We start from the raw sequence: 20,460 nt of genomic DNA on the forward strand, positions 1-20,460 counted from the left end.
GTGCAGCAGGGGAGGACTGGGGTGGGGTGAAGCCCTCAAGTGTGCAGCGCTATCCCAAGGGCTTACCCCCTCCCAACCTCCCCCTGCGAGCAGGGGGAGGAGCTATAGATGGCTCCGATGGATTGATTTCAGGTTCGCCGTTCGCGGCGGATGGCCCGGATCGCGGTACTCCCCTCACGATCCGGGCCATGTTTTTGACCACCATGCTCGACCGACCGCAGAGACACCCATGACCCGTTTCCGCATGATCGCCGCGCTGTCCCTCATCTACATCGTGTTCGCGATCCTGCTCAACAGCGTGGGCACGGTGATCCTGCAGTCGATCCACACCTTCGGCATCGACAAGCCGCAGGCGAGCCTGCTGGAGTTCTTCAAGGATCTGCCGATCGCGATCACCTCGTTCCTGGTCGCCTCGTTCCTGCCGCTGATCGGCTATCGGCGCGCGATGATGATCGCACTCGCCATCGTCGGCTGCGCCTGTGCACTGATGCCGCTCTACCCCAATTTCCATACCACTGAGCTGCTGTTTACCTGCGTCGGCATTGCCTTCGCCCTGACCAAGGTCTCGGTGTATTCCTCGATCGGCCTGCTCACAACAAACAAGACCGAGCACAGCCGGCTGACCAACACCATCGAGGGCCTCTTCATGTTCGGCGTGCTGATCAGCGGCTGGCTGTTCAGCGCCTTCATCGATCATGCCGAGCCGGCCAATCCGATATGGTTCCGCGTGTACTGGGTCCTCGCCGTACTATGCGTGCTGGTCTTCGTGCTGCTCTCCACCACCCGGCTCGACGAGTCCGCCGCGCACAGCGCGCGCACCGACTCGCTGGGCGGCTCGGTGGCCGCGATGATGCGGCTGCTGATGCGCCCGCTGGTCTACGTGTTCCTGATCTCGGCCTTCCTCTATGTGCTGATCGAACAGAGCTTCGGCACCTGGCTGCCGACCTTCAACAACGAGATCCTCAAGCTGCCGAATGCGATGAGCATCCAGGTCGCCAGCATCCTGGCCGGCACCACCGCCATCGGCCGCATCGCTGCCGGCCAGGTGCTGCGCCGCATGCACTGGCACACGCTGCTGAATATCTGCGTGATCGGCATGGGTCTGCTGGTGGTCATCGCGCTGCCGTTGGCGCAGCACACCGTGGCCCGCCCCGACGTGGGCTGGCTCAATGCGCCACTGGCCGCCTATCTGTTGCCGCTGATCGGCTTGCTGATGGCGCCGATCTATCCGGTGATCAACTCCGTCGCACTCAGCTCGTTGCCCAAGCCGATGCATGCGGCGATGACCGGACTAATTGTGATCTTCTCCGCGCTGGGCGGCACGCTGGGATCGCGCATCACCGCCGTGGTGTTTTCCAGCTTCGGCGGCATTCACGCCTTCTATTTTTCGCTGGTGCCGATGACCCTGGTGCTGATCGCGCTGTTCTTCTTCAAGCGCGAAGCCGACCGCGCCAACGCGGTGGCGCCAGCCACCGTCGACCTGGCCGCGGAGTAAACCGCGCGCCGTCATAGCGCTACCTACAAACCAGTTCGGGCAAACAAGGAACTACTGATGGGAGATGTGATGAAACGTCGTAGCCTGGGCCTTGCCGGCCTGCTCTTACTCACGGCCGCTTTTGCCGCACCGGCATCCAGCCAGACCGATCCGAGCTTCGTGCTCACCGGGACTGCGGCGAATTTCGACAGCTACTTCCCCAGCTATCTCGCCAACGGCTATTTCTCCACCATGACCTCGCCGCGCGGCACCGAGCCCAACATGGGCTACATGGTCGCATTCATGGATTACGCCAAGGACGACATCGCGCGCCCCGCCGCCATCCCCGGCTGGAGCGAGATCGACTACAACCAGGGCGGCGGCTGGCTCAACTCCACGCGCCTCGCCAAGGAAATCTTCACCGACTACGCACAGACCCTGGACATGCACGACGGCACGCTCAGCACGCGCTACCGCTTCGCATACGCCAATAAGTCCACCGACGTGAAAGTCAGCACCTTCGTCAGCCAGGATGCGCAGCACCTGGCCGCCACGCGACTCTCAATCACGCCCCAGTTTGATGGCAGCGTGCAGATCACCTTTCCGATCCGCCTGTGGTCGGAGTATCAGCCGCGCTTCCCCATCGCCAAGATGACCGGCGACGAGATGATCGCTGCCGTGATCGCCAGCGGACAGAGCCTGGACAACAAACCCGTGCCCACGCCGGACCGCGCCGCCGTGTGGTATCGCGGCATGACGCATGTGCTCTCCAGCGACGGCGACGCCAAGGACCTCACGCTATGGCTGGACGGCCGCGCCGAACAGGGCCTGAGCATGGCCGAGGCCGCAGCGATCAGCCTGCCCAAGGATCTGGTCATCGAAAGCGCCAAGCTGGAAAAAGGCCCGGACCGTCTTTCGCTCAACATCACCGCGAAGGTGCAGAAGGGCCACACCTACGACTTCACCAAGTACGTCGCACTGACCCGCCAGAACTGGGGCGGCGACGCCAAGGACGCCGTGGCGATGGCCAGAACTGCGCGCCAGACCGGCTTCGACAAGCTGCTCGCCGCACATCAGACGGCATGGCATGCACTGTGGAAGTCGGACATCGTCATTGAAGGCGATGCCAAGGTGCAGCAGGCGGTTCACTCCGACCTGTATTACCTGCTCTCCAACTCCACCAGCGGTACCGCCTGGCCGATGGGCGCCTGTGCGCTGACGCCAGGCTACGCCGGCCATGCGTTCTGGGACAGCGACTCGTGGGTATTCCCTGCCCTGCTCCTGCTGCATCCCGAGCGCGCCAAGCCGATCGTGATGTTCCGCGCCCGCACCATGCAGCCCGCACGCGAACGCGCGAAGCAGTACGGCGTGAAGGGCACCATGTATCCGTGGGAGGCCGATCCTGAGACCGGCGTGGATTACACGCCGCACTTCGCCTACGGCGTGTTCCGCGAAATTCACGTCAACGCCGATATCGCCATTGCGCAGTGGCAGTACTACCTCGCCACCGGCGACGACGCGTGGCTGAAGCAGTACGGCTGGCCGGTCATCCGCGAGATCGCCGAGTTCTGGAGCAGTCGCGTCACCTACGACAAGGCGCACGACCGCTACGAGATCCATCACGTCACCTCGCCCGACGAGGCCTACGACGACGTGCCGAACGACTCCTTCACCAATGCTGCCGCGCGCAAGGCGCTGACCATTGCCATAGAGGCGGCCAAGAAAGTCGGCGCCACGCCAGAACCGCAGTGGGCCGATATCGTCGCCAAGATGTACATCCCGTTCGACGAGAAGGAACAGCGCCACCTCGACTTCGATGCCTCGGTGCCACACGACAAGATCACCTGGATGGGCTCCTCGCTGGTGTGGCTGATGTACCCCAATCTGGACCTGCCGATGTCGCCGCAGGTACGCCGCAACAACTTCGACTTCCAGTTGCACGAACTGAAGGTGCATGGCGACGACCCGAACGAAATGATGATGGTGATGCTCGCTGTCGGTGCCGCCCAGCTGGGCGATGGCAAGAGCGCCGGCGAATGGATCCATCGCAACCTGATCGGCTTCCTCAAACCGCCGTTCAATGTCCGCACCGAGACCGTCGCCAACAACGCCGGCTACATCCTCGCCACCTCGGCCGGTTTCGTGCAGAGCTTCGTGTACGGCCTCAGCGGCCTGCGCGTCGACGACAAGGGTCTTACCGAGGCCTATGCACCCACGCTACCGCCGGAGTGGAAATCGCTCACGCTCAAGAACATCCATTTCCGCGGTAAGCGTTATGACATCCGCATCGACCATGCTGCCGACGGCAAAGCCAAGCTAGTCCGCAAGGAGTTATAGCCATGAACCAGCGACGCGCTTCATCCCCGAACACCGGCCTGCGGTTCGCCGCACTGCTACTCACCTGCTCCCTCGCCGCTACAGCGGTGGCGAAGGACGCACCGGACCCGGCGAAGACGCGTAGCTACATCGACCGGACCTGGACCACGCTCACGCGCTCGATGGATGACTGCGCCGCACTGGGCGATCCCAAGATCAAGGCGAAACCGGTGTTGTATCTACCGGCCCAGCTACCTGCCCCCGCAGCGATGGTGGAAGTCGCCAAACGCTGCAAAGTCGACATGCGCCCGCTGCCGCACCCGATCCGGCAGCTGGGCGATATCGATGCCACGCAACTGCCCGCACAGGGCCTGCTCTATCTGCCGCATCCGTATGTAGTACCCGGCGGCTTCTTCAACGAGATGTATGGCTGGGACAGTTACTTCATCGTGCTCGGCCTCAATGCCGACCATCGCACCGAGCTGGCGCGCAACATGACCGACAACGCGCTGTTCGAGGTCGAGCACTACGGCGGCGTGCTCAACGCCAACCGCACCTATTACCTCAGCCGCTCACAGCCGCCATTCCTCTCCGCGATGATGGCGGTCGTGCTGTCCGATCCCAAAAGCTTCCGCAGCGACGACGAAAAGCGCGATTGGCTAGCCAAGGCCTACCCGCTCGCGGTGCGCAACCACGACATCTGGATCCGCCCGGAACACCGCGCCGGCGACACCGGTCTCGCGCGCTACTACGACTTGGGCAACGGCCCCGTGCTGGAAGCGCAGGACAGCTCTTTCTACCTCGGCGTGATCAAGTGGCTGCTCGCGCACCCGTCCGACGATCCCGGTTATCTGGTCAAAGGCAGCGAACATCCCGACGACGCCGAAGCGGCACGCCTGAAGAAAGAAAGCTGCGACGTGCGCGCCTCCAAAGTCTGCGCCGGCGCGTGGATGGACGGCCGCCGCCTGAGCGTCGACTACTTCCACGGCGACCGCGCCATGCGCGAATCCGGCTTCGACACCAACTTCCACTTCGGCCCCTTCGGCGGCTCCACCCACCACTACGCCGCCGTCGACTTGAACAGCCTGCTCTACCGCTACGAACGCGATCTGCACGACTTCGCCCTGCAACTCGGCAAAGTCGACGACGCCGAACGCTGGGCCAAAGCCGCCGAAGCGCGCAAGCAAGCGATGGACAAATACCTGTGGCGTCCCGAGCTGGGCATGTATCGCGACTACGACTTCATCGCCGGCAAGCCCTCCGCCGCGCCGTATCTAACCACCTACTACCCGCTATGGGCCGGCGCTGCCTCCAAAGAACAAGCCGCCGCCGTGCGCGACAAACTCGCCGTCTTCGAACGCATGGGCGGACTCGCCATGGACAACCAGCCCAGCGGCGCCCAGTGGAACGACCCCTTCGGCTGGGCCCCCACCAACTGGCTCACCATCTCGGGCCTCGACGCCTACGGCTTCCACGACGACGCCCGCCGCCTCGCCGCCAAATTCAACGCCACCCTCGACCGCAGCTACGCCACCGACGGCACCATCCGCGAGAAATACAACATGGCCAAAGGCAACGCCGACGTGCGCGTGACCTCGGGCTACACCGAGAACGTGGTGGGCTTTGGGTGGAGCAATGGCGTGTATTTGAAGTTGCAGGAAATTCTGCAGAAAGCGAAGCCTGCGGAGAAAGCCGAGGTGACAGAACACGCGAAATGACGCTGCCCTGAGAGGGAGAGAGCAAGAGCAGAAATGACGTGGCCTTGTCGCAAGGGCTTACCCCTCCCCACCCTCCCCTGTCCCACGGGACTAGCTTCGCGTCGCAAGCAGGGGAGGGAGCACAAGCAAATAGCGATGCGTCAGCGAGCCCGCGACGAGTCCTCAGTGAAGCGTGAGGAAAACCATTCCGACGCCTGACACTGGAAAAGGCGCAGCTACAAAGCACACCGCCTGCTTTCAGGCCATTTCTCTTTGGTTACTTTCTCTTTGGGCCAGCAAAGAGAAAGTGACTCGGACCGCGGCAGCGGTTCGAAAGCCCGCGGCAGGCGAGCCCGGTCGCGACAACACGACAATCTAAGCGCACCACTCTGGATTCCGGCCTTCGCCGGAATGACGAAGTAGGAGGGCCTATCGCAAGCCCTCAGCATTCACGAGGAACCACCATGTGCCACCTTCCTATCGTCGCCTCAGCAACCCTGCTAATAGCCACCGCATTGGCCCCCGCAGCCTCCGCCCAGGAGTCCATCCCGACCCCAAACCCCACCGCAAATGTGACCACCGTCACACCAGCAAACATTCCCTACTCCGCCTTCGCCTCCCAAGAAGCCCGCACCTTCTTCCCCAAAATGCTGGCCACGGGCAGCAAAGCCCCACCCATCACCGCCCCCATCGAACAAAACCGCGCCTTCTACGACAAGATCAACAGCGACCGCGCCGAACGCATGCGCAAGCTCTACCCCGTGCGCATCCACACCGAGCGCATCGCGGGTGTCGGCACGGATGTAGTGGAGCCAGAACAAGGCATCGCCGCCAGCAACCGCACACGCGTGCTGATCAATCTGCATGGCGGCGGCTTTCTGTGGGGCGCGCACAGTGGTGCTCTCGTCGAAGCGATTCCGGTCGCCAGCCTGGGCCGCATCAAGGTGATCAGCGTGGATTACCGGCAAGGCCCGGAACACGTATTTCCCGCCGCCAGTGAAGACGTGGAAGCGGTCTATCGCGAACTGCTCAAGCAGTACAAACCGGCCAATATCGGCATCTACGGCTGCTCCGCCGGTGGCGTACTCACTGGCGAAGTAGTGGCGCGCCTGATCAGCCGCAAACTACCCGTGCCCGGCGCCATCGGCATGTTCTGCGGCGCCGTGGTCAATATGGATGGCGACTCTGCGTACGTAGGTCCGCTGCTCAACGGCGCTCCTGTGCCCACCGCACCGCTGAAGCTGGAATCCCTGCCCTACTTCAAAGGTGCGAGCCCCACCGACCCATTGGTGATGCCCGGCGTGTCGCCCGCGCTGCTGGCGAAATTCCCGCCGACGTTGTTGATCAGCGGCACGCGCGATTTCGCCATGAGCAGCGTGATCCGCAGCCAGACGCTGCTCAACCAGGCCGGCGTGGAGACCGACCTGCACCTGTGGGATGGCATGTGGCACTCCTTCTTCTCCGACCCGGAACTGCCGGAATCCAGGGACGCCTACGCCGTGATGGTGAAGTTCTTCGATCGCCATTTGGGGCACTAAGGCGAATGAGGCTGATTCCGCAGGGAATCAGCCTTTGCCCCTGGGGGAAGCGGCGGGTATCCTCCTAGCCCAAATCCCTGCCCAGCTTGAAGACATGAGCCAACAGACCGTTCTGGTCATCGACGACGAACGCGATATTCGCGAACTGCTCACCATCACCCTCGGTCGCATGGACCTGCAGGTGGATGCGGTAGGCACCGTGACCGACGCGCGGCGTGCGCTGGAAGATCGCAGCTACGACCTCTGCTTCACCGACATGCGCCTGCCCGACGGCAACGGGCACGAAGTGATCGAACTGATCGCCACCAAATATCCCGATATGCCGGTGGCGATGATCACCGCTTACGGCAACGTCGACGCCGCCGTGAGTGCGCTCAAGGCCGGCGCTTTCGATTTCGTCTCCAAGCCGGTCGACATCCAGATGCTGCGTCAGCTGGTGCGTACCGCACTGAAGCTGGCCGAAGAAAAGCGCAGCGACGCCGCCACCGCCAAGACCGGCGGCTCCGGCGATCGCCTGATCGGCGACTCGCCCGCCATGCAGCAAGTGCGCTCCACCATCACCAAGCTCGCGCGCAACCAGGCACCGGTATACATCGCCGGCGAATCCGGCGTCGGCAAGGAACTCGTCGCCCGCCTCATTCACGAACAAGGTCCGCGCGCCAGCGGCCCGTTCGTGCCGGTGAACTGCGGCGCGATTCCGTCGGAGTTGATGGAAAGCGAATTCTTCGGCCACCGCAAAGGCAGCTTCACCGGCGCGGTCAGCGACAAGGAAGGCCTGTTCCAGGCGGCCAACGGCGGCACCCTGTTCCTCGACGAAGTCGCCGAACTGCCGCTGCACATGCAGGTAAAACTGCTGCGCGCCATCCAGGAAAAGGCTGTACGCCCCATCGGCGCGCGCGAAGAAATCCCGGTGGACGTGCGCATCCTCTCCGCCACCCACAAAAACCTCGCGGCGCTCGTCGAACAAGGCCAGTTCCGCCAGGACCTGTTCTACCGCATCAACGTCATCGAACTGCGCGTCCCGCCCCTGCGCGAACGCCGCGGCGACGTCCCGCTGCTCTCCAACTTCATCCTGCGCCAACTCGCCGTCAAAAGCGGCGGCGCCCCCGGCCGCCTGCTACCCAACGCCCAGCAGGCACTCGAGTCCTACGACTTCCCCGGCAACGTCCGCGAACTCGAAAACGTCCTCGAACGCGCCATGGCCATGTGCGACGGCGACCAGATCGACACCATCGACCTGATGCTGCCCCAGCGCACACCGCGTGCCGAACAACCGGCGACCCATGCTGCAGCACCAACACACACCGCACCACCGCCCGCGCATGCACCCGCCCCCACCGCTGACGGCGGCCTCGACGACTACATCAGCAACATCGAGCGCACCGCGATCATCAAGGCGCTGGAAGAGTCGAGATACAACAAGACGGCCGCTGCGAAGAAGCTTGGTATTACGTTTCGAGCGCTGCGGTACAAGTTGAAGAAGCTGGGTATCGACTGAAGCAAACGAATCCAGCAACAAAAAAACGCACGTGAAAGCGTGCGTTTTTTTATGCGCTTGAAGCCGGGCATCGGCAATAGAAGCGTTATCTCGAGCACCCACCCCTCACCCCAACCCTCTCCCCAGAGGGGAGAGGGAGCTGTTGCGCTTCGATGAGGGATAGATGATCAGACCTCGAAGAAAACCATCCCGACGCCTGACACTGGAAAAGGCACAGCTACCAAGCACACCGCCTGCTCTTCAGGCCATTTCTCTTTGGTTACTTTCTCTTTGGGCCAGCAAAGAGAAAGTGACTCGGACCGCGGCAGCGGTTCGAAAGCCCGCGGCAGGCGAGCCCGGGCACGCAGATGCTAAAACCGAGCGATAACGCCACTGGATTCCAGCCTACGCCGGAATGACGAAATAGGGGGATGACTCAAGCACCGAACCCTCATCCGGCCCTAAGACCCACCTTCTCCCGAAGGGAAAAGGAAAACATCGAGAGAGACACGCTAGTTGATGCGCACCCCATCCCCCTCACTAGCCTCCAACGCCTCCCTGACCACCCTCAACAACCTCACCGTAGCCACCGGCTTATCCACCAAATACAAATGCTCCACCACCGGCATCTCATCCAGATCCGGCGGCGCATCCGGCCGCGCCAACAACAACACCGCGCGCCGGTAGCCGTGATCGATCAACGCCGCCAGCGTGCGCACACCGGTGAACAGATTCATGTCCGCATCCATCACCACCAGATCCGGCACACCATGCGCCTCGATCCATTGCAGCGCCGCGGTACCGCTCTGGCTGGCATGCGCCTGATAGCCCCAGGCATCGAGAGTGTCGACCAGCAGCGACAGCTGCGCCGCTTCCTCCACCACCACCAGCACACGCTCGGCTTCGCCTTGCAGGCCGCTGTCGTCTGCGCTGTCCGTACCTTCATCAAGCTCAGTCAGCGGGATGTAGAGATGGAAGCACGTGCCCGATCCGGGCGAGCTCTCGACGCGCATCACACCGCCGTGGCTGGCGATGATGCGCTGACAGGAGACCAAGCCCAGGCCGGTGCCGCTTTCTTTGGTGGTGAAGAACGGTTCGTACAATCTGGCGAGCACTTCGCTGTCCATGCCTTCGCCGGTGTCGATCACACTCAGGCGCAGGTAGCGGCACTCTTCGCGGTTTTCGTCTTCGCGGAAGAAATCGGCGGGCAGCCAGGCCTGCGCGGTTTCGACCGTCAACCGGCCACCGGCGGGCATGGCCTGGATCGCGTTGAGGCAGAGGTTGAGCAGGCACTGCTGCAGCTCGGTGTGGTTGCCGGAGAAGCTTAGCTCCGGATCGTCCACCACTACGTCCAGACTGACCGTCCTCGGCACACTGCCTTGCAATAGCAGTTTGAGCGCGTCGAGCAGACCGCCGAGCCGCACCTGTTCGGCACGCCGCGCGCCGCGCGCAAAGGACAGCATGGACTGCACCATATCCAGGCCGCGCTTGCCGCAATCGCGCACCAGCTTGCCCAGGCGCGCGAGGCGCGGATCGTCCTGGTAGTCCTGCAGGCTTTCACCCGCGAGCAGCAGCGGCTGTAACAGGTTGCGCAAGTCGTGGCTGAGTCCGCCGGCCAGCATCGCCAGGCTTTCGAAACGTTGCGCGCGGACCAGCTCCGCCTCGGCATGCCGCTGCGCACGCTGCGCCTCGGCTTCGCGCAGGGCGCGCCGCACCGCGCTGGCGAGACGCGCGGGGTTTTGTTTGAGGATGTAGTCGGTGGCGCCGTTGCGCAGCGCGGCGATGGCCGCTTCCTCACCGAGCGTGGCCGAGACATAGATGAAGGGAAGATCGCGGTCGCGATCGCGCAGCAGTTCCAGCGCGCGCTCACCGGAGAACACCGGCATGCTGAGATCGGACAAGACGATGTGCGGCCTGAACTGCTCCAGCGCCTGCAGATAACTCACCTCATCGTCGACCAGGCGCACTTCGAAGTCGATCGCATCGGCCTCCAGCTCGGACAACACCAGCTCGGCATCGGGCAGGCTGTCTTCGATCTGCAGTACCCGTATCTTGGGCTGGCTCTGATTCAACTTGTCCGGCATACGAAAACCTATCCCCTACCCACTCAATCGGCCGCTCAATCGGCGTCGGGCCCCTGGTTCAACACAGCCCAGAAGCGGCCCAGCGTGCGCACCGCCTCGAAGAACTGGTCTACGTCGACCGGTTTGATCACGTACGCATTCACGCCCAGATCCCAACTATGCGCCAGGTCGCGCTCTTCGCGCGACGACGACAGGATCACCACCGGCACGCGCCGGAAGCGCTCGTCGGCGCGCATATGCGTGAGCACTTCGAGTCCATCCATGCGCGGCATCTTGATGTCGAGCAGCACCACCGCCGGATCCAGTGGCTCGCGATCGGCCCAGGTGCCGCGACAATAGAGATAGTCGAGGCAGTCCACGCCGTCTTCGACATGGACCACTTCGTTGACCAGGTTGGCTTCGCGCAGGGCCTCCATCGACATCTCGGCGTCAGCCTGACTGTCTTCCACCAGGAGGATGGGACGTATGTGGCGCTGGTTCATTGCCGCTCCTGCGCGAAAGCGTCCGCCAGATCGGAGGCGGGCAGGGTGAAGTGGAAACGCGCCCCTTTCTCCGGCTGCGCTTCCGCCCACACTTTGCCGCCATGCCGCGAGACGATGCGCCGCACATTGGCCAGACCGATGCCGTTGCCGGGAAACTCCGAAGCGCGGTGCAGGCGTTGGAAGACGCCGAACAGTTTGCCGGCGTACTGCATGTCGAAACCGGCGCCGTTGTCGTTAACCACAAACTCGTAGTCGCCGTTGCCGCTGCGGTGCATGTCCACGCTGATGCGCGCCACATCGCACTTGCCGGTGTACTTCACCGCATTGCCCAGCAAGTTCTGCCACACCGTGCGCAACATGTTCTCGTCGCCGATCACGATGGGCAGCGGCGCGATGGCCCAGTGGATACGCCGCCCGGGCGCATCCGACTCGGCCAGCACGCGGGCCTCTTCGGCCAGCGATTGCATGTCCACCGGCTGCAGGCGCAGCGCGCCGCGGCCTAGGCGCGAGAACACCAGCAGATCCTCGATCAGCAGCGCCATACGGCGCGCCGCGTCGCTGATCACCTCGATGTAATGGTGGCTCTTCTCGTCCGCCTGCTCGCCTAGATGCTGGCTGAGCTTGCTGGTGAAGCCGGCGATATGCCGCAGCGGTGCGCGCAAGTCGTGCGACACCGAATAGCTGAAGGCCTCCAGCTCGCGGTTCACGTCGGAAACCTGCGCCACCTTGCCTTCCAGCTGGCGGTTGAGTTCCTTCACCTGCTGCTCGACCAGTGCGCGCGCGGTGACGTCGCTCACTGTCAGCAGCAGCACCGGCTCACCGCCCTCGCCCTGCTGCAGGCGCCGCGCATTGATCACCACATGGCGGTCGACACCATCGACGGTGCGCTGGATCAGTTCGTAGTCCCACAGCTCGCGATCGAGCAGGAGCACGTCGTTGAGTCGCTGCAGCAACGCGCTGTCGCGCCAGGCGCCTTCGCCGATCTCGGTCAACGACAGCGATTGCGGATGGTTCGACGGCAATCCGTAGAGTTCACCGAAGGCCGCGTTGACCAGCAGGGTGCTGAGCCTGGCATCCAGCAGCGCGATCGGTTCGCGCACCGCCTGCACGATCAGCTGCGAGCGCTGCACTGCCTGCCCTTCGCGTTCTTCCGCGCGCAGGCGGCGGCTGATCTGCCGCTCTGACACGATCACCACGATAGCCAGCAACAGGATTTGCGCCGCCGCGGTAATCGCCAGCGCGAGACCGCTGTTGAAGGTGGCCTGCTGCGCCTCCTGACGGCGCGCCAGCAAGGTGGCGTCCTCGCTGCGCACGATGCCGTCGATCAGGTCGTCCATGTTGAACAAGGTGCCGGAGTCGTGCAGTGCATCGTTGGCGCCGTGCAGGTCGCCACGCTGGAAGCGCAGCATCGACTGGTCCATCAGTGCGAGGCGCCCGCTCACGGTGCTGCCCAGCGCACCGATGCGCGACTGCTGATCCTCACTGTCGCGGGTCATGTCGCGAAGCTGCGCGAGCAGTTCGGGAATCTCTTTGCCGGCGCGGTCGGCGCGCAGCTTCACCTGGGGGTTCTTGTCGCCGTCGAGCAGGCGATACATGGCTGCCTCGCCATCGCGCGTGACGTAGGCGATGCGATAGGTGAGCGACTTTACTTCGGAGGAATGGGTGACGCGCGCGTTCGCCTCGAGCGCATCGCGCGAGCCGCTGCGCGTCACGATGTAGGGCAATGCCACGATCACCAGTACCGCGGCGAGCAGGCCTCCCAGACGCCAGCGCAGGGCGACCTGGTCCCTCATGCGGGGGCGCGGGACCGGCATGTGCTTCCATGAGGGGTGCGGCATGCGGGGGATGGTTGCAGAATCGTCTTGGGACTGCCAGTTAGCCTTTTGTATTTCCTCTCTCTTTTGGGGAAAGGGGTGGGTGTTTGCGATGGCCTCTCATTCTCGTCACCCCGGCGTAGGCCGGGGTCCAGTGGCGTTGTCGCTCGGGTTGGCGTCTGCGTGCCCGGGCTCGCCTGCCGCGGGCTTTCGAACCGCTGCCGCGGTCCGGGTCACTTTCTCTTTGCTGGCCCAAAGAGAAAGTAACCAAAGAGAAATGGCCTGAAGATCTAGCGGCGGGCTTCGTAGCTACGCCCTTTCCAGTGTCAGGCGTCGAGATGGGTTCTCCTTGGCCCGATCGTCCAGCACTCACCACTGTGCAGAGCTTTGCTCCCTCCCCTGCTTGCAGGGGAGGGTCGGGGTGGGGTAACGCTCTTGCGACTACGCCTCCACGCTTGCAATCAGGGCTTGTATGCACTCATCGCTGAAGGACGTGCGGCGGCGCTCTGTCCCCAGCTACGGTTGGGCTCCGCCTGCATGGTGAAGTGGAGTTCGCCACCGGCGAGTATCTCGCCGTGGTGAAGGTACACGCGGTCGAGCGGTTTGCCGTTGAGGGTGACGGTGCCGATATAGGGGTGGGCGTCATCGAGGGGGGCGGCGGTGATGGTGAAGGTTTTGCCGTCTGCGAGATGCAGTGCGGCGCGTGAGAGGAAGGGGCGGCCGATGGCGTATTCATCGCTGGCGGGTGCCACCGGGTAGAAGCCGAGCGCGGTGAAGATGTACCAGGCGGACATCTGGCCGAGGTCGTCATTGCCGGCGAGGCCATCGGGGCGCGGGACGTATTGGCTGTCCATGATTTGCTTCAGGCGCTTCTGCGTTTGCCACGGCGCGCCGGCGTAGTCGTAGAGGTAGGCCAGGTGATGGCTGGGTTCGTTGCCGTGGGCGTACCAGCCGATCAGGCCGGTGATGTCTTCGACGTTGGCGAAGTGGGAGGGATCGACCTTGGCCTCGAACACGCTGTCGAGTTTCTTTACGAAGACATCGTCGCCCCCCATCGCCGTGATCAGCCCGGCGACGTCCTGCGGTACGTACCAGGAGTATTGCCAGGCGTTGCCTTCGGTGTAGTCGCTGCCGTAGCCCGCGGTGTCGGGGTTGAACGGTTCGCGGAAGGCGCCGTCGGTTTTGCGCGCGCGCATGAAACCGGTCTTCGGGTCGTAGGCGTTGCGCCAGTTGCCGGCGCGCTTGTCGAAGGTGGCGGCGATGTCGTCGCGCCCCATCGCCTTCGCCATGCGTGCGATGGACCAGTCATCGTAGGCATATTCGAGGGTCTTGGAGGCGCCTTCAGGTTCTTTGTCGATCGGCACGTAGCCGAGCTTCATGTATTCGCCCAGGCCGCCGTACGGTGCGTAGGTGGCGCTGGCGACCATCGCCTTCATCGCGGCATCGGCGTCGAAGCCGCGGATGCCTTTGACGTAGGCGTCGGCGATCACTGGCACGGCGTGGTAGCCGATCATGCACCACGTCTCCAGGCCCTGATAGGCCCATACCGGCAGGATGCCAAACGGACTCGCTTCGCGCGCGGCGATCAGCGAACGCACAAAGTCCACGCTGCGGTGCGGCTGCAACAGCACCATCAAGGGCTGCTGCGCGCGATACACATCCCACAGCGACCAGGTGGAATGGAACTCGAAACCTTCGGCGCGATGCACGGCGTTATCCGGCCCGCGATAGTCGCCATTGACGTCCATGCTGAGCGTGGGTGACAGCATCGCGTGGTACAGCGAGGTGTAGAAGCTGGTGCGCTGATCCTTCGGCGCGTCGATGTCGATCACCGCCAGCACCTTGTCCCAGGCGCTGCGCGCCTCGGCGCGGCGTGCGTCGAAATCCCAGCCCTTGCCTTCGCTGTCGAGATTGGCGATGGCGTTGGCTTCGCTCACCGATGAGATCGACACCTTCACGCCCAGCGGCTGCTTCAGCGCGCCGAAGTCGAACACGCCGACCAAGGCGCGGCCCTGCTCCGCATCCTTGTCCTCGGGCTGATAGCCGGGGCCTTTGAAGCCCTTATACGGCACGTCAGTTTCGCGGTTGAACAGATGCCGCGACTGCAACGGCTGCGAGAAACGCATGGCGAAGCACAGCTCGCGCCCCGGCGCCCAGCCGCGCGTCTGGCGGCAGCCGGTGACGGTGCCGTCTTCCTGCACGCGCAAGTTCGACCACAGCACTTTGCCCTGGTAGTCGTAGATGCTCGGGCGCAAGTCGAGCAGCAGATGCGCCGGCTTGCCTACCGGGAAGGTGTAGCGATGCCAGCCGACGCGGCGGCCGGCGGTGAGCTCGGCGCGTACGCCATAGTCGCTCAGGGTGACGGCGTAGTAGCCGGCTTCTACTTTTTCGCTGTCGTGGCTGAAGCGCGAGCGATAGCCGCTGCCCGGTTTGGCCACGTCGCCCTGCTCGAGCCGCACCTCGCCGGCGATCGGCATCACCAGCACGTCGCCCAGGTCCGAATGGCCGGAGCCGGAGAAATGCGTGTGCGAGAAGCCCAGCAGGCTGCTGTCGTTGTATTGGTAACCGGCCGCCCATTTATAGGCGTGCTTGAAGTCCGGCATGGCGGTGTCAGGGGACAGCTGGATCATGCCAAACGGCACCGTCGCGCCTGGAAAGGTATGCCCATCGCCACCGGTACCAATGCGCGGATCGACCTCGGCCGCATGTCCGGCGGGCGTAGCAGCATGGCCGGTCATCGACACTGCGGCGGCCAGCAAAGCTGGCAGGCAGGCCCGGGAAAGGAACTTCGCCATCGTTTTCTCCCCTATGTCCCCAAACGGGTTTGGATCGTTCCAAAGAATGGAAGCTACCATTGGGGGCCAGCCGGCCGCATGTTGCGGTGCGAGATCACTATCGGCGGCGGATCGACTACTTTTGGATCGTTCTAACCAACCTAAAGCCGGCCATGGACAGCACTGCCTCGATCCGCCGCAAGATCACCCTGAATGACATCGCCGCCGGTTGCGGCGTTTCGCGCGCCACCGTGTCCCTGGTGTTGCGCGGCAGCCCTCTGGTGAACAAACACACCCGTGCCCGGGTGGAAGATGAGCTGCGCCGCCAAGGTTACGTCTATAACCGTGCCGCCGCCAATCTGCGCCGCCGCACGTCGTCCAGCATCGCCCTGGTGCTGAACGAGCTGGCCAACCCGTTCTTCGCCGAATTCGCGTCCGGCGTGGACGAGACCCTGGGCGAAGCCGGCTTCGTCACCCTGCTCGGCAACACCGGCGAATCGGTGGAGCGCGAGCAGGCCGTGCTCAGCTCGCTGATCGAACACGGCCCGGGCGGCATCATCCTGTCGCCCGCCGAAGGCAGCGATGCTAAGCAGGTGCTCGCCGCGGTCGGCGCGCAGACGCCGGTGCTGCTGTTCAACCGCGAACTTGGCGGCAGCCTGCCCGAATACGCGCACTGGGATCGCCTGATGCTGGACAACCAGCATGGCGCGCGCCTCGCCACCCAACACCTGATTGCGCAGGGCCACCAGCGCATCGCCTTCTACGGCGGTCACCGCGATTCCAGCTCGTGCCGCCAGCGCTACGCCGGCTACGTGGATGCGATGAACGCAGCCCACCTGCCGATCGCGGCGCACTGGCGCGTGGAAACCGCACCTACCCGCATGGATGCCGTGCGCGCCTGCGGCGAGCTGTTCACCGCAACGCCCGCACCCACTGCGGCGGTCTGCTACAACGACGCCGTTGCGCTGGGCCTGATGCTTGGCCTCAACCAGCGCGGCATGCATCCCGGCCGCGACTTCGCCATTACCGGTTTCGACGACGTGGCCGAAGCCGCTTTCAGCACACCGCCGCTGACCACGCTTGCCACCGATCCACGCGCCCGCGGCCGCCAGGCCGCGCAACTATTGCTGGCCCGACTGCGCAAACCGCAAGCCGATGCCACCACCACGGTCGCTCCAGTGACCCTGGTGGTGCGCGAAAGCAGCGCCGCACCGCGCTAATCCTGACCCCGAACGAGGACTACGCCATGGCTTTTGCCTCACCGCCCCCTTCTTCCCCATCCAATGTCGCGGGAGTGGGCAACGAGCGCTATACCGACTACCCGGTAGCGATGGGCGTACTCACCACGATCTTTTTCATGTGGGGCTTTCTCACCTGCCTCAACGACATTCTGATTCCGCACCTGAAGGCGATCTTCGAGCTCAACTACGCGCAGGCGATGCTGGTGCAGTTCACTTTCTTCGGCGCGTATTTCCTGATGTCGCTACCGGCGGGACGTGTGGTGGCGCATCTCGGTTACAAGAAGGGCATCGTCACCGGTCTGGCGATCGCCGGCGTCGGTGCGGTGGGCTTCTGGCCGGCGGCGGGCATGCACTCCTACCCGGCGTTCCTTGGCGCGCTGTTCGTGCTGGCCACTGGCATCACCGTGCTGCAGGTGGCGGCCAATCCCTATGTCGCGCTGCTCGGTCCCGAGAAGACCAGCTCCAGCCGCCTCACGCTGGCGCAGGCGCTGAATTCGTTCGGCACCTTCCTCGCGCCGAAGCTCGGCGGCCTGCTGATTCTGTCCGCCGTGATCAAGACCGGCGACCAGGTCGCGCAGCTGCCCGCCGCCGAACAAATCGCCTATCGCGCGCACGAGGCACAGGTCGTACAAGGGCCTTATATCGGCCTGGCCATTGTGCTGTTCCTGCTCGCGGTTTTCGTCTGGCTGTTCCGCCTGCCGACGCTCAGGGAAAACACCGAGCAGGCCGACACCGGCCATCACACCCTGCTCGACGCGCTGCGCCATCCACACGTGCTGTTCGGCGTACTGGGCATTTTCTTTTACGTCGGTGGCGAGGTTTCCATCGGCAGCTTCCTGGTCAACTACCTGTCCTCGCCGGACATCGGCAACATGACCGAACAAGCTGCGGCGAATTACGTGGCGTATTACTGGGGTGGCGCCATGGTCGGCCGCTTCATCGGCTCGGCACTCCTGGCCAAGCTGCAGCCGCGCAAGCTGCTGGCGATCTTCGCGGTTATCAACATGCTGCTGGTACTCACCACCATGCTGACCAAGGGCCAGCTTGCCGTGTACAGCGTAGTGTCGATCGGCCTGTTCAACTCGATCATGTTCCCGACCATCTTCTCGCTCGGCATCGAGCGCATGGGGCCGCTCACCGGCAAGGCGTCCAGCCTGCTGATCATGGCGATCGTCGGCGGCGCGATCGTGCCGTATGTGCAGGGTCTGTTCGCCGATCGCATCGGCGTGCAGCACGCGTTCTTCCTGCCACTGCTCTGCTACGCCTACATCGTGTTCTACGGTCTGCGCGGTTCGCGGATCAAAAGCGACACCCCTGTTGCCGCTTCTTACTGAGACCTAGGGACCCTAAATGTCACGCAACATCCTGTGCTTCGGAGAAGCACTGATCGACTTTCACAGCGAAGGCCGCGACACTCAGGGCTTCCCGCGTAGTTTCGTTCCCTTCGCCGGCGGTGCGCCGGCCAATGTCGCGGTCGCGGTGGCCCGCCTCGGCGGGCCGGCAGCCTTCGCCGGCATGCTCGGGCAGGACATGTTCGGTGACTTTCTGCTGGACAGCTTGCAGCGCGCGGGCGTAGACACCTCCGCGGTCGCGCGCACCGATGAAGCCAACACGGCGCTGGCCTTCGTCGCACTCGATAGCCATGGCGAACGCAGCTTCAGCTTCTATCGCCCGCCTTCGGCCGACCTGCTGTTCCGCCCTGCCCACTTTCGCGAAGAAAGCTTCCGCGATGCCGCGGTATTCCACGTCTGCTCCAACAGCATGACTGAGATGCCGTTGGCCGAAGCGACCCGCGAAGGCATGCGCCGCGCGCACGCGGGCGGCGCGTTGGTCAGCTTCGATCTCAACCTGCGCCCCGCACTGTGGCCAAGCGATGTCGACCCGCGTCCGCTATTGTGGCCCGCACTGCATCTCGCCGACGTGGTGAAGCTCAGCGCGGAAGAATTCGCGTGGCTCGCCGTTGATGGCGAAGAAGCCACGTTGGAACGCTTGTGGAGCGGCCGTGCGCGCCTGCTCGTCGTCACTGACGCCGGTAAACCGCTGCGCTGGTTCCATCCCGATGCGGAAGGCGAAATGCCGGTCTACGCCGTGCCCACGGTGGACAGCACCGCCGCCGGCGACGCTTTCGTCGGCGGCCTACTGCATGGCCTCGCCACCATCGAACCCGGCGCCGATCAGCTCGACCACCTCGTTACCGAACTGCCGCGCCTGCACGCGATGCTGCGCTTCGCCGCTGCCTGTGGCGCCCTCACTGTGACCCGCCTGGGTTCGTTCACGGCCATGCCGGACGAAGCCGAGGTACTTGCCTTCATGGACCAACACGCATGAACGTCCCTGCCCGCCCCGACTTCCGCAGCGAAGCGTTTCTGCGCGAACACATCGCGCAGACCATGGCCTTCTACCATCCGCACGCGATCGATCCCACCGGCGGCTTTTTCCACTACTACAAGGACGACGGCACGATCTACGACCGCAGCCATCGCCATCTGGTGAGCAGCACGCGCTTCGTTTTCAACTACGCGATGGCGTGGCGCGAGTTCGAGAAACCTGAATATCTCGAAGCCGTGCGTCACGGCCTGCGCTATCTGCGCGACGTGCATCGCAACGCTGAAACCGGCGGCTACGCCTGGACCATCCGCGACGGCAAGCCGGAAGATCGCACCAACCATGCCTACGGTGTCGCCTTCGTCTTGCTCGCTTACTCCACCGCACTCAAGGCCGGCATCACCGAAGCCGCCACATGGATGGACGAAACCTGGAGCCTGCTGGAGCACCGCTACTGGGATGCCGCCGCCGGCCTCTACCGCGATGAAGCCGACGAACACTGGAACTTCAGCAGCTACCGCGGCCAGAACGCCAACATGCACATGTGCGAAGCGATGCTGGCCGCCTACCAGGCCAGCGACGATCCGCGCTATCTCGACCGCGCACTGATGCTGGCCGATCACATCACGCGCCGCCAAGCCACGAAGGGTGACGGGCTGGTGTGGGAGCACTACGACGCACAGTGGAATATCGACTGGGATTACCACCGCGACGATCCCAAACACCTGTTCCGCCCGTGGGGCTTCCAGCCCGGCCACCAGACCGAGTGGGCCAAGCTGCTGCTGATCATGGAGCCGCTGCTCCTGGAGCGCGGGCGCGAAGAGAACTGGCTGGTACCCACCGCCAAGCACCTCTTCGACGCCGCGCTTGCGCATGCATGGGACAGCGAACACGGCGGCATCTGCTACGGCTTCGCGCCCGACGGCAATGTCTGCGATGACGACAAGTACTTCTGGGTGCAGGCGGAGTCGCTGGCTGCTGCCGCACTACTGCATGCGCGCACCGGCCTGGCCGTCTACGACGAGTGGTACGAGAAGCTATGGGGTTATGCGTGGCAGCACTTCATCGACCACCGCTATGGGGCGTGGTACCGCATCCTCACCCGCGACAACCGCAAGTACGACGATGAAAAAAGTCCGGCGGGCAAAACCGACTATCACACCATGGGCGCGTGCTATGAGGTGATGGAGTTGATTCGCGCGGGCGGAGTGCCCTAAAAAAACCTGTCGGGAGAACGC

The 20,460-nt window shown here is 63.9% G+C and carries 13 protein-coding genes; 9 read left to right on the forward strand and 4 right to left on the reverse strand.

Annotated features, from left to right (window positions below; all coding sequences use genetic code 11):
- Positions 1 to 229: 229 nt before the first annotated feature.
- The 5 genes from BM338_RS01925 to BM338_RS01945 all read left to right on the forward strand — a co-directional run bounded on the left by BM338_RS01925 (position 230) and on the right by BM338_RS01945 (position 8,523).
- Entirely contained in the window at positions 230 to 1,495 is a 1,266-nt protein-coding gene (locus BM338_RS01925) for an MFS transporter (RefSeq protein ID WP_255367165.1), read from the forward strand.
- A 69-nt stretch (positions 1,496 to 1,564) separates the two neighbouring features.
- On the forward strand, positions 1,565 to 3,811 hold the full coding sequence (locus BM338_RS01930; protein ID WP_090450068.1) for a glycosyl hydrolase family 95 catalytic domain-containing protein: 2,247 nt from the start codon (positions 1,565 to 1,567) through the stop codon (positions 3,809 to 3,811).
- Between the two features lie 2 nt (positions 3,812 to 3,813).
- Positions 3,814 to 5,508, forward strand: a complete 1,695-nt coding sequence (locus tag BM338_RS01935; RefSeq protein ID WP_090449081.1) for a trehalase family glycosidase — start codon at positions 3,814 to 3,816, stop codon at positions 5,506 to 5,508.
- 443 nt (positions 5,509 to 5,951) lie between these two features.
- Positions 5,952 to 7,025: an alpha/beta hydrolase gene (locus tag BM338_RS01940; protein WP_090449082.1), complete on the forward strand. Its 1,074-nt coding sequence runs from the start codon at positions 5,952 to 5,954 to the stop codon at positions 7,023 to 7,025.
- Between the two features lie 94 nt (positions 7,026 to 7,119).
- Entirely contained in the window at positions 7,120 to 8,523 is a 1,404-nt protein-coding gene (locus BM338_RS01945; protein ID WP_090449083.1) for a sigma-54-dependent transcriptional regulator, read from the forward strand.
- Positions 8,524 to 9,014: 491 nt separating this feature from the next.
- Here the strand turns inward: BM338_RS01945 and BM338_RS01950 are convergent, their stop codons facing one another.
- The 4 genes from BM338_RS01950 to BM338_RS01965 all read right to left on the reverse strand — a co-directional run bounded on the left by BM338_RS01950 (position 9,015) and on the right by BM338_RS01965 (position 15,677).
- On the reverse strand, positions 9,015 to 10,586 hold the full coding sequence (locus BM338_RS01950; protein ID WP_090449084.1) for a sensor histidine kinase: 1,572 nt from the start codon (positions 10,584 to 10,586) through the stop codon (positions 9,015 to 9,017).
- 35 nt (positions 10,587 to 10,621) lie between these two features.
- Entirely contained in the window at positions 10,622 to 11,068 is a 447-nt protein-coding gene (locus BM338_RS01955) for a response regulator (RefSeq protein WP_090449085.1), read from the reverse strand.
- On the reverse strand, positions 11,065 to 12,861 hold the full coding sequence (locus BM338_RS01960; RefSeq protein WP_090449086.1) for a sensor histidine kinase: 1,797 nt from the start codon (positions 12,859 to 12,861) through the stop codon (positions 11,065 to 11,067). The genes BM338_RS01955 and BM338_RS01960 overlap by 4 nt, the downstream gene beginning before the upstream one ends.
- 482 nt (positions 12,862 to 13,343) lie before the next feature.
- On the reverse strand, positions 13,344 to 15,677 hold the full coding sequence (locus BM338_RS01965; RefSeq protein WP_090449087.1) for a GH92 family glycosyl hydrolase: 2,334 nt from the start codon (positions 15,675 to 15,677) through the stop codon (positions 13,344 to 13,346).
- Positions 15,678 to 15,829: 152 nt separating this feature from the next.
- Here BM338_RS01965 and BM338_RS01970 point away from each other — a divergent pair, with 152 nt between their 5' ends.
- The 4 genes from BM338_RS01970 (at position 15,830) to BM338_RS01985 (ending at position 20,439) form a co-directional block, all read left to right on the forward strand.
- On the forward strand, positions 15,830 to 16,876 hold the full coding sequence (locus tag BM338_RS01970) for a LacI family DNA-binding transcriptional regulator (RefSeq protein WP_090449088.1): 1,047 nt from the start codon (positions 15,830 to 15,832) through the stop codon (positions 16,874 to 16,876).
- 110 nt (positions 16,877 to 16,986) lie between these two features.
- Positions 16,987 to 18,231: an L-fucose:H+ symporter permease gene (gene fucP / locus BM338_RS01975; protein ID WP_255367211.1), complete on the forward strand. Its 1,245-nt coding sequence runs from the start codon at positions 16,987 to 16,989 to the stop codon at positions 18,229 to 18,231.
- Between the two features lie 16 nt (positions 18,232 to 18,247).
- Entirely contained in the window at positions 18,248 to 19,225 is a 978-nt protein-coding gene (locus BM338_RS01980) for a carbohydrate kinase family protein (protein WP_090449090.1), read from the forward strand.
- Positions 19,222 to 20,439, forward strand: coding sequence for an AGE family epimerase/isomerase (locus tag BM338_RS01985; protein WP_090449091.1), 1,218 nt, complete (start codon positions 19,222 to 19,224; stop codon positions 20,437 to 20,439). The genes BM338_RS01980 and BM338_RS01985 overlap by 4 nt, the downstream gene beginning before the upstream one ends.
- Positions 20,440 to 20,460: the final 21 nt, after the last annotated feature.

Source organism: Dyella sp. OK004 (genome assembly GCF_900114495.1).
Lineage (GTDB): Bacteria > Pseudomonadota > Gammaproteobacteria > Xanthomonadales > Rhodanobacteraceae > Dyella_D.

Coding starts and splice junctions, on each gene's coding strand:
- BM338_RS01925 (WP_255367165.1), top strand. CDS start 230: ATGACCCGTTTCCGCATGATCGCCGCGCTGTCCCTCATCTACATCGTG.
- BM338_RS01930 (WP_090450068.1), top strand. CDS start 1,565: ATGAAACGTCGTAGCCTGGGCCTTGCCGGCCTGCTCTTACTCACGGCC.
- BM338_RS01935 (WP_090449081.1), top strand. CDS start 3,814: ATGAACCAGCGACGCGCTTCATCCCCGAACACCGGCCTGCGGTTCGCC.
- BM338_RS01940 (WP_090449082.1), top strand. CDS start 5,952: ATGTGCCACCTTCCTATCGTCGCCTCAGCAACCCTGCTAATAGCCACC.
- BM338_RS01945 (WP_090449083.1), top strand. CDS start 7,120: ATGAGCCAACAGACCGTTCTGGTCATCGACGACGAACGCGATATTCGC.
- BM338_RS01950 (WP_090449084.1), bottom strand. CDS start 10,586: ATGCCGGACAAGTTGAATCAGAGCCAGCCCAAGATACGGGTACTGCAG.
- BM338_RS01955 (WP_090449085.1), bottom strand. CDS start 11,068: ATGAACCAGCGCCACATACGTCCCATCCTCCTGGTGGAAGACAGTCAG.
- BM338_RS01960 (WP_090449086.1), bottom strand. CDS start 12,861: ATGAGGGACCAGGTCGCCCTGCGCTGGCGTCTGGGAGGCCTGCTCGCC.
- BM338_RS01965 (WP_090449087.1), bottom strand. CDS start 15,677: ATGGCGAAGTTCCTTTCCCGGGCCTGCCTGCCAGCTTTGCTGGCCGCC.
- BM338_RS01970 (WP_090449088.1), top strand. CDS start 15,830: ATGGACAGCACTGCCTCGATCCGCCGCAAGATCACCCTGAATGACATC.
- fucP (WP_255367211.1), top strand. CDS start 16,987: ATGGGCGTACTCACCACGATCTTTTTCATGTGGGGCTTTCTCACCTGC.
- BM338_RS01980 (WP_090449090.1), top strand. CDS start 18,248: ATGTCACGCAACATCCTGTGCTTCGGAGAAGCACTGATCGACTTTCAC.
- BM338_RS01985 (WP_090449091.1), top strand. CDS start 19,222: ATGAACGTCCCTGCCCGCCCCGACTTCCGCAGCGAAGCGTTTCTGCGC.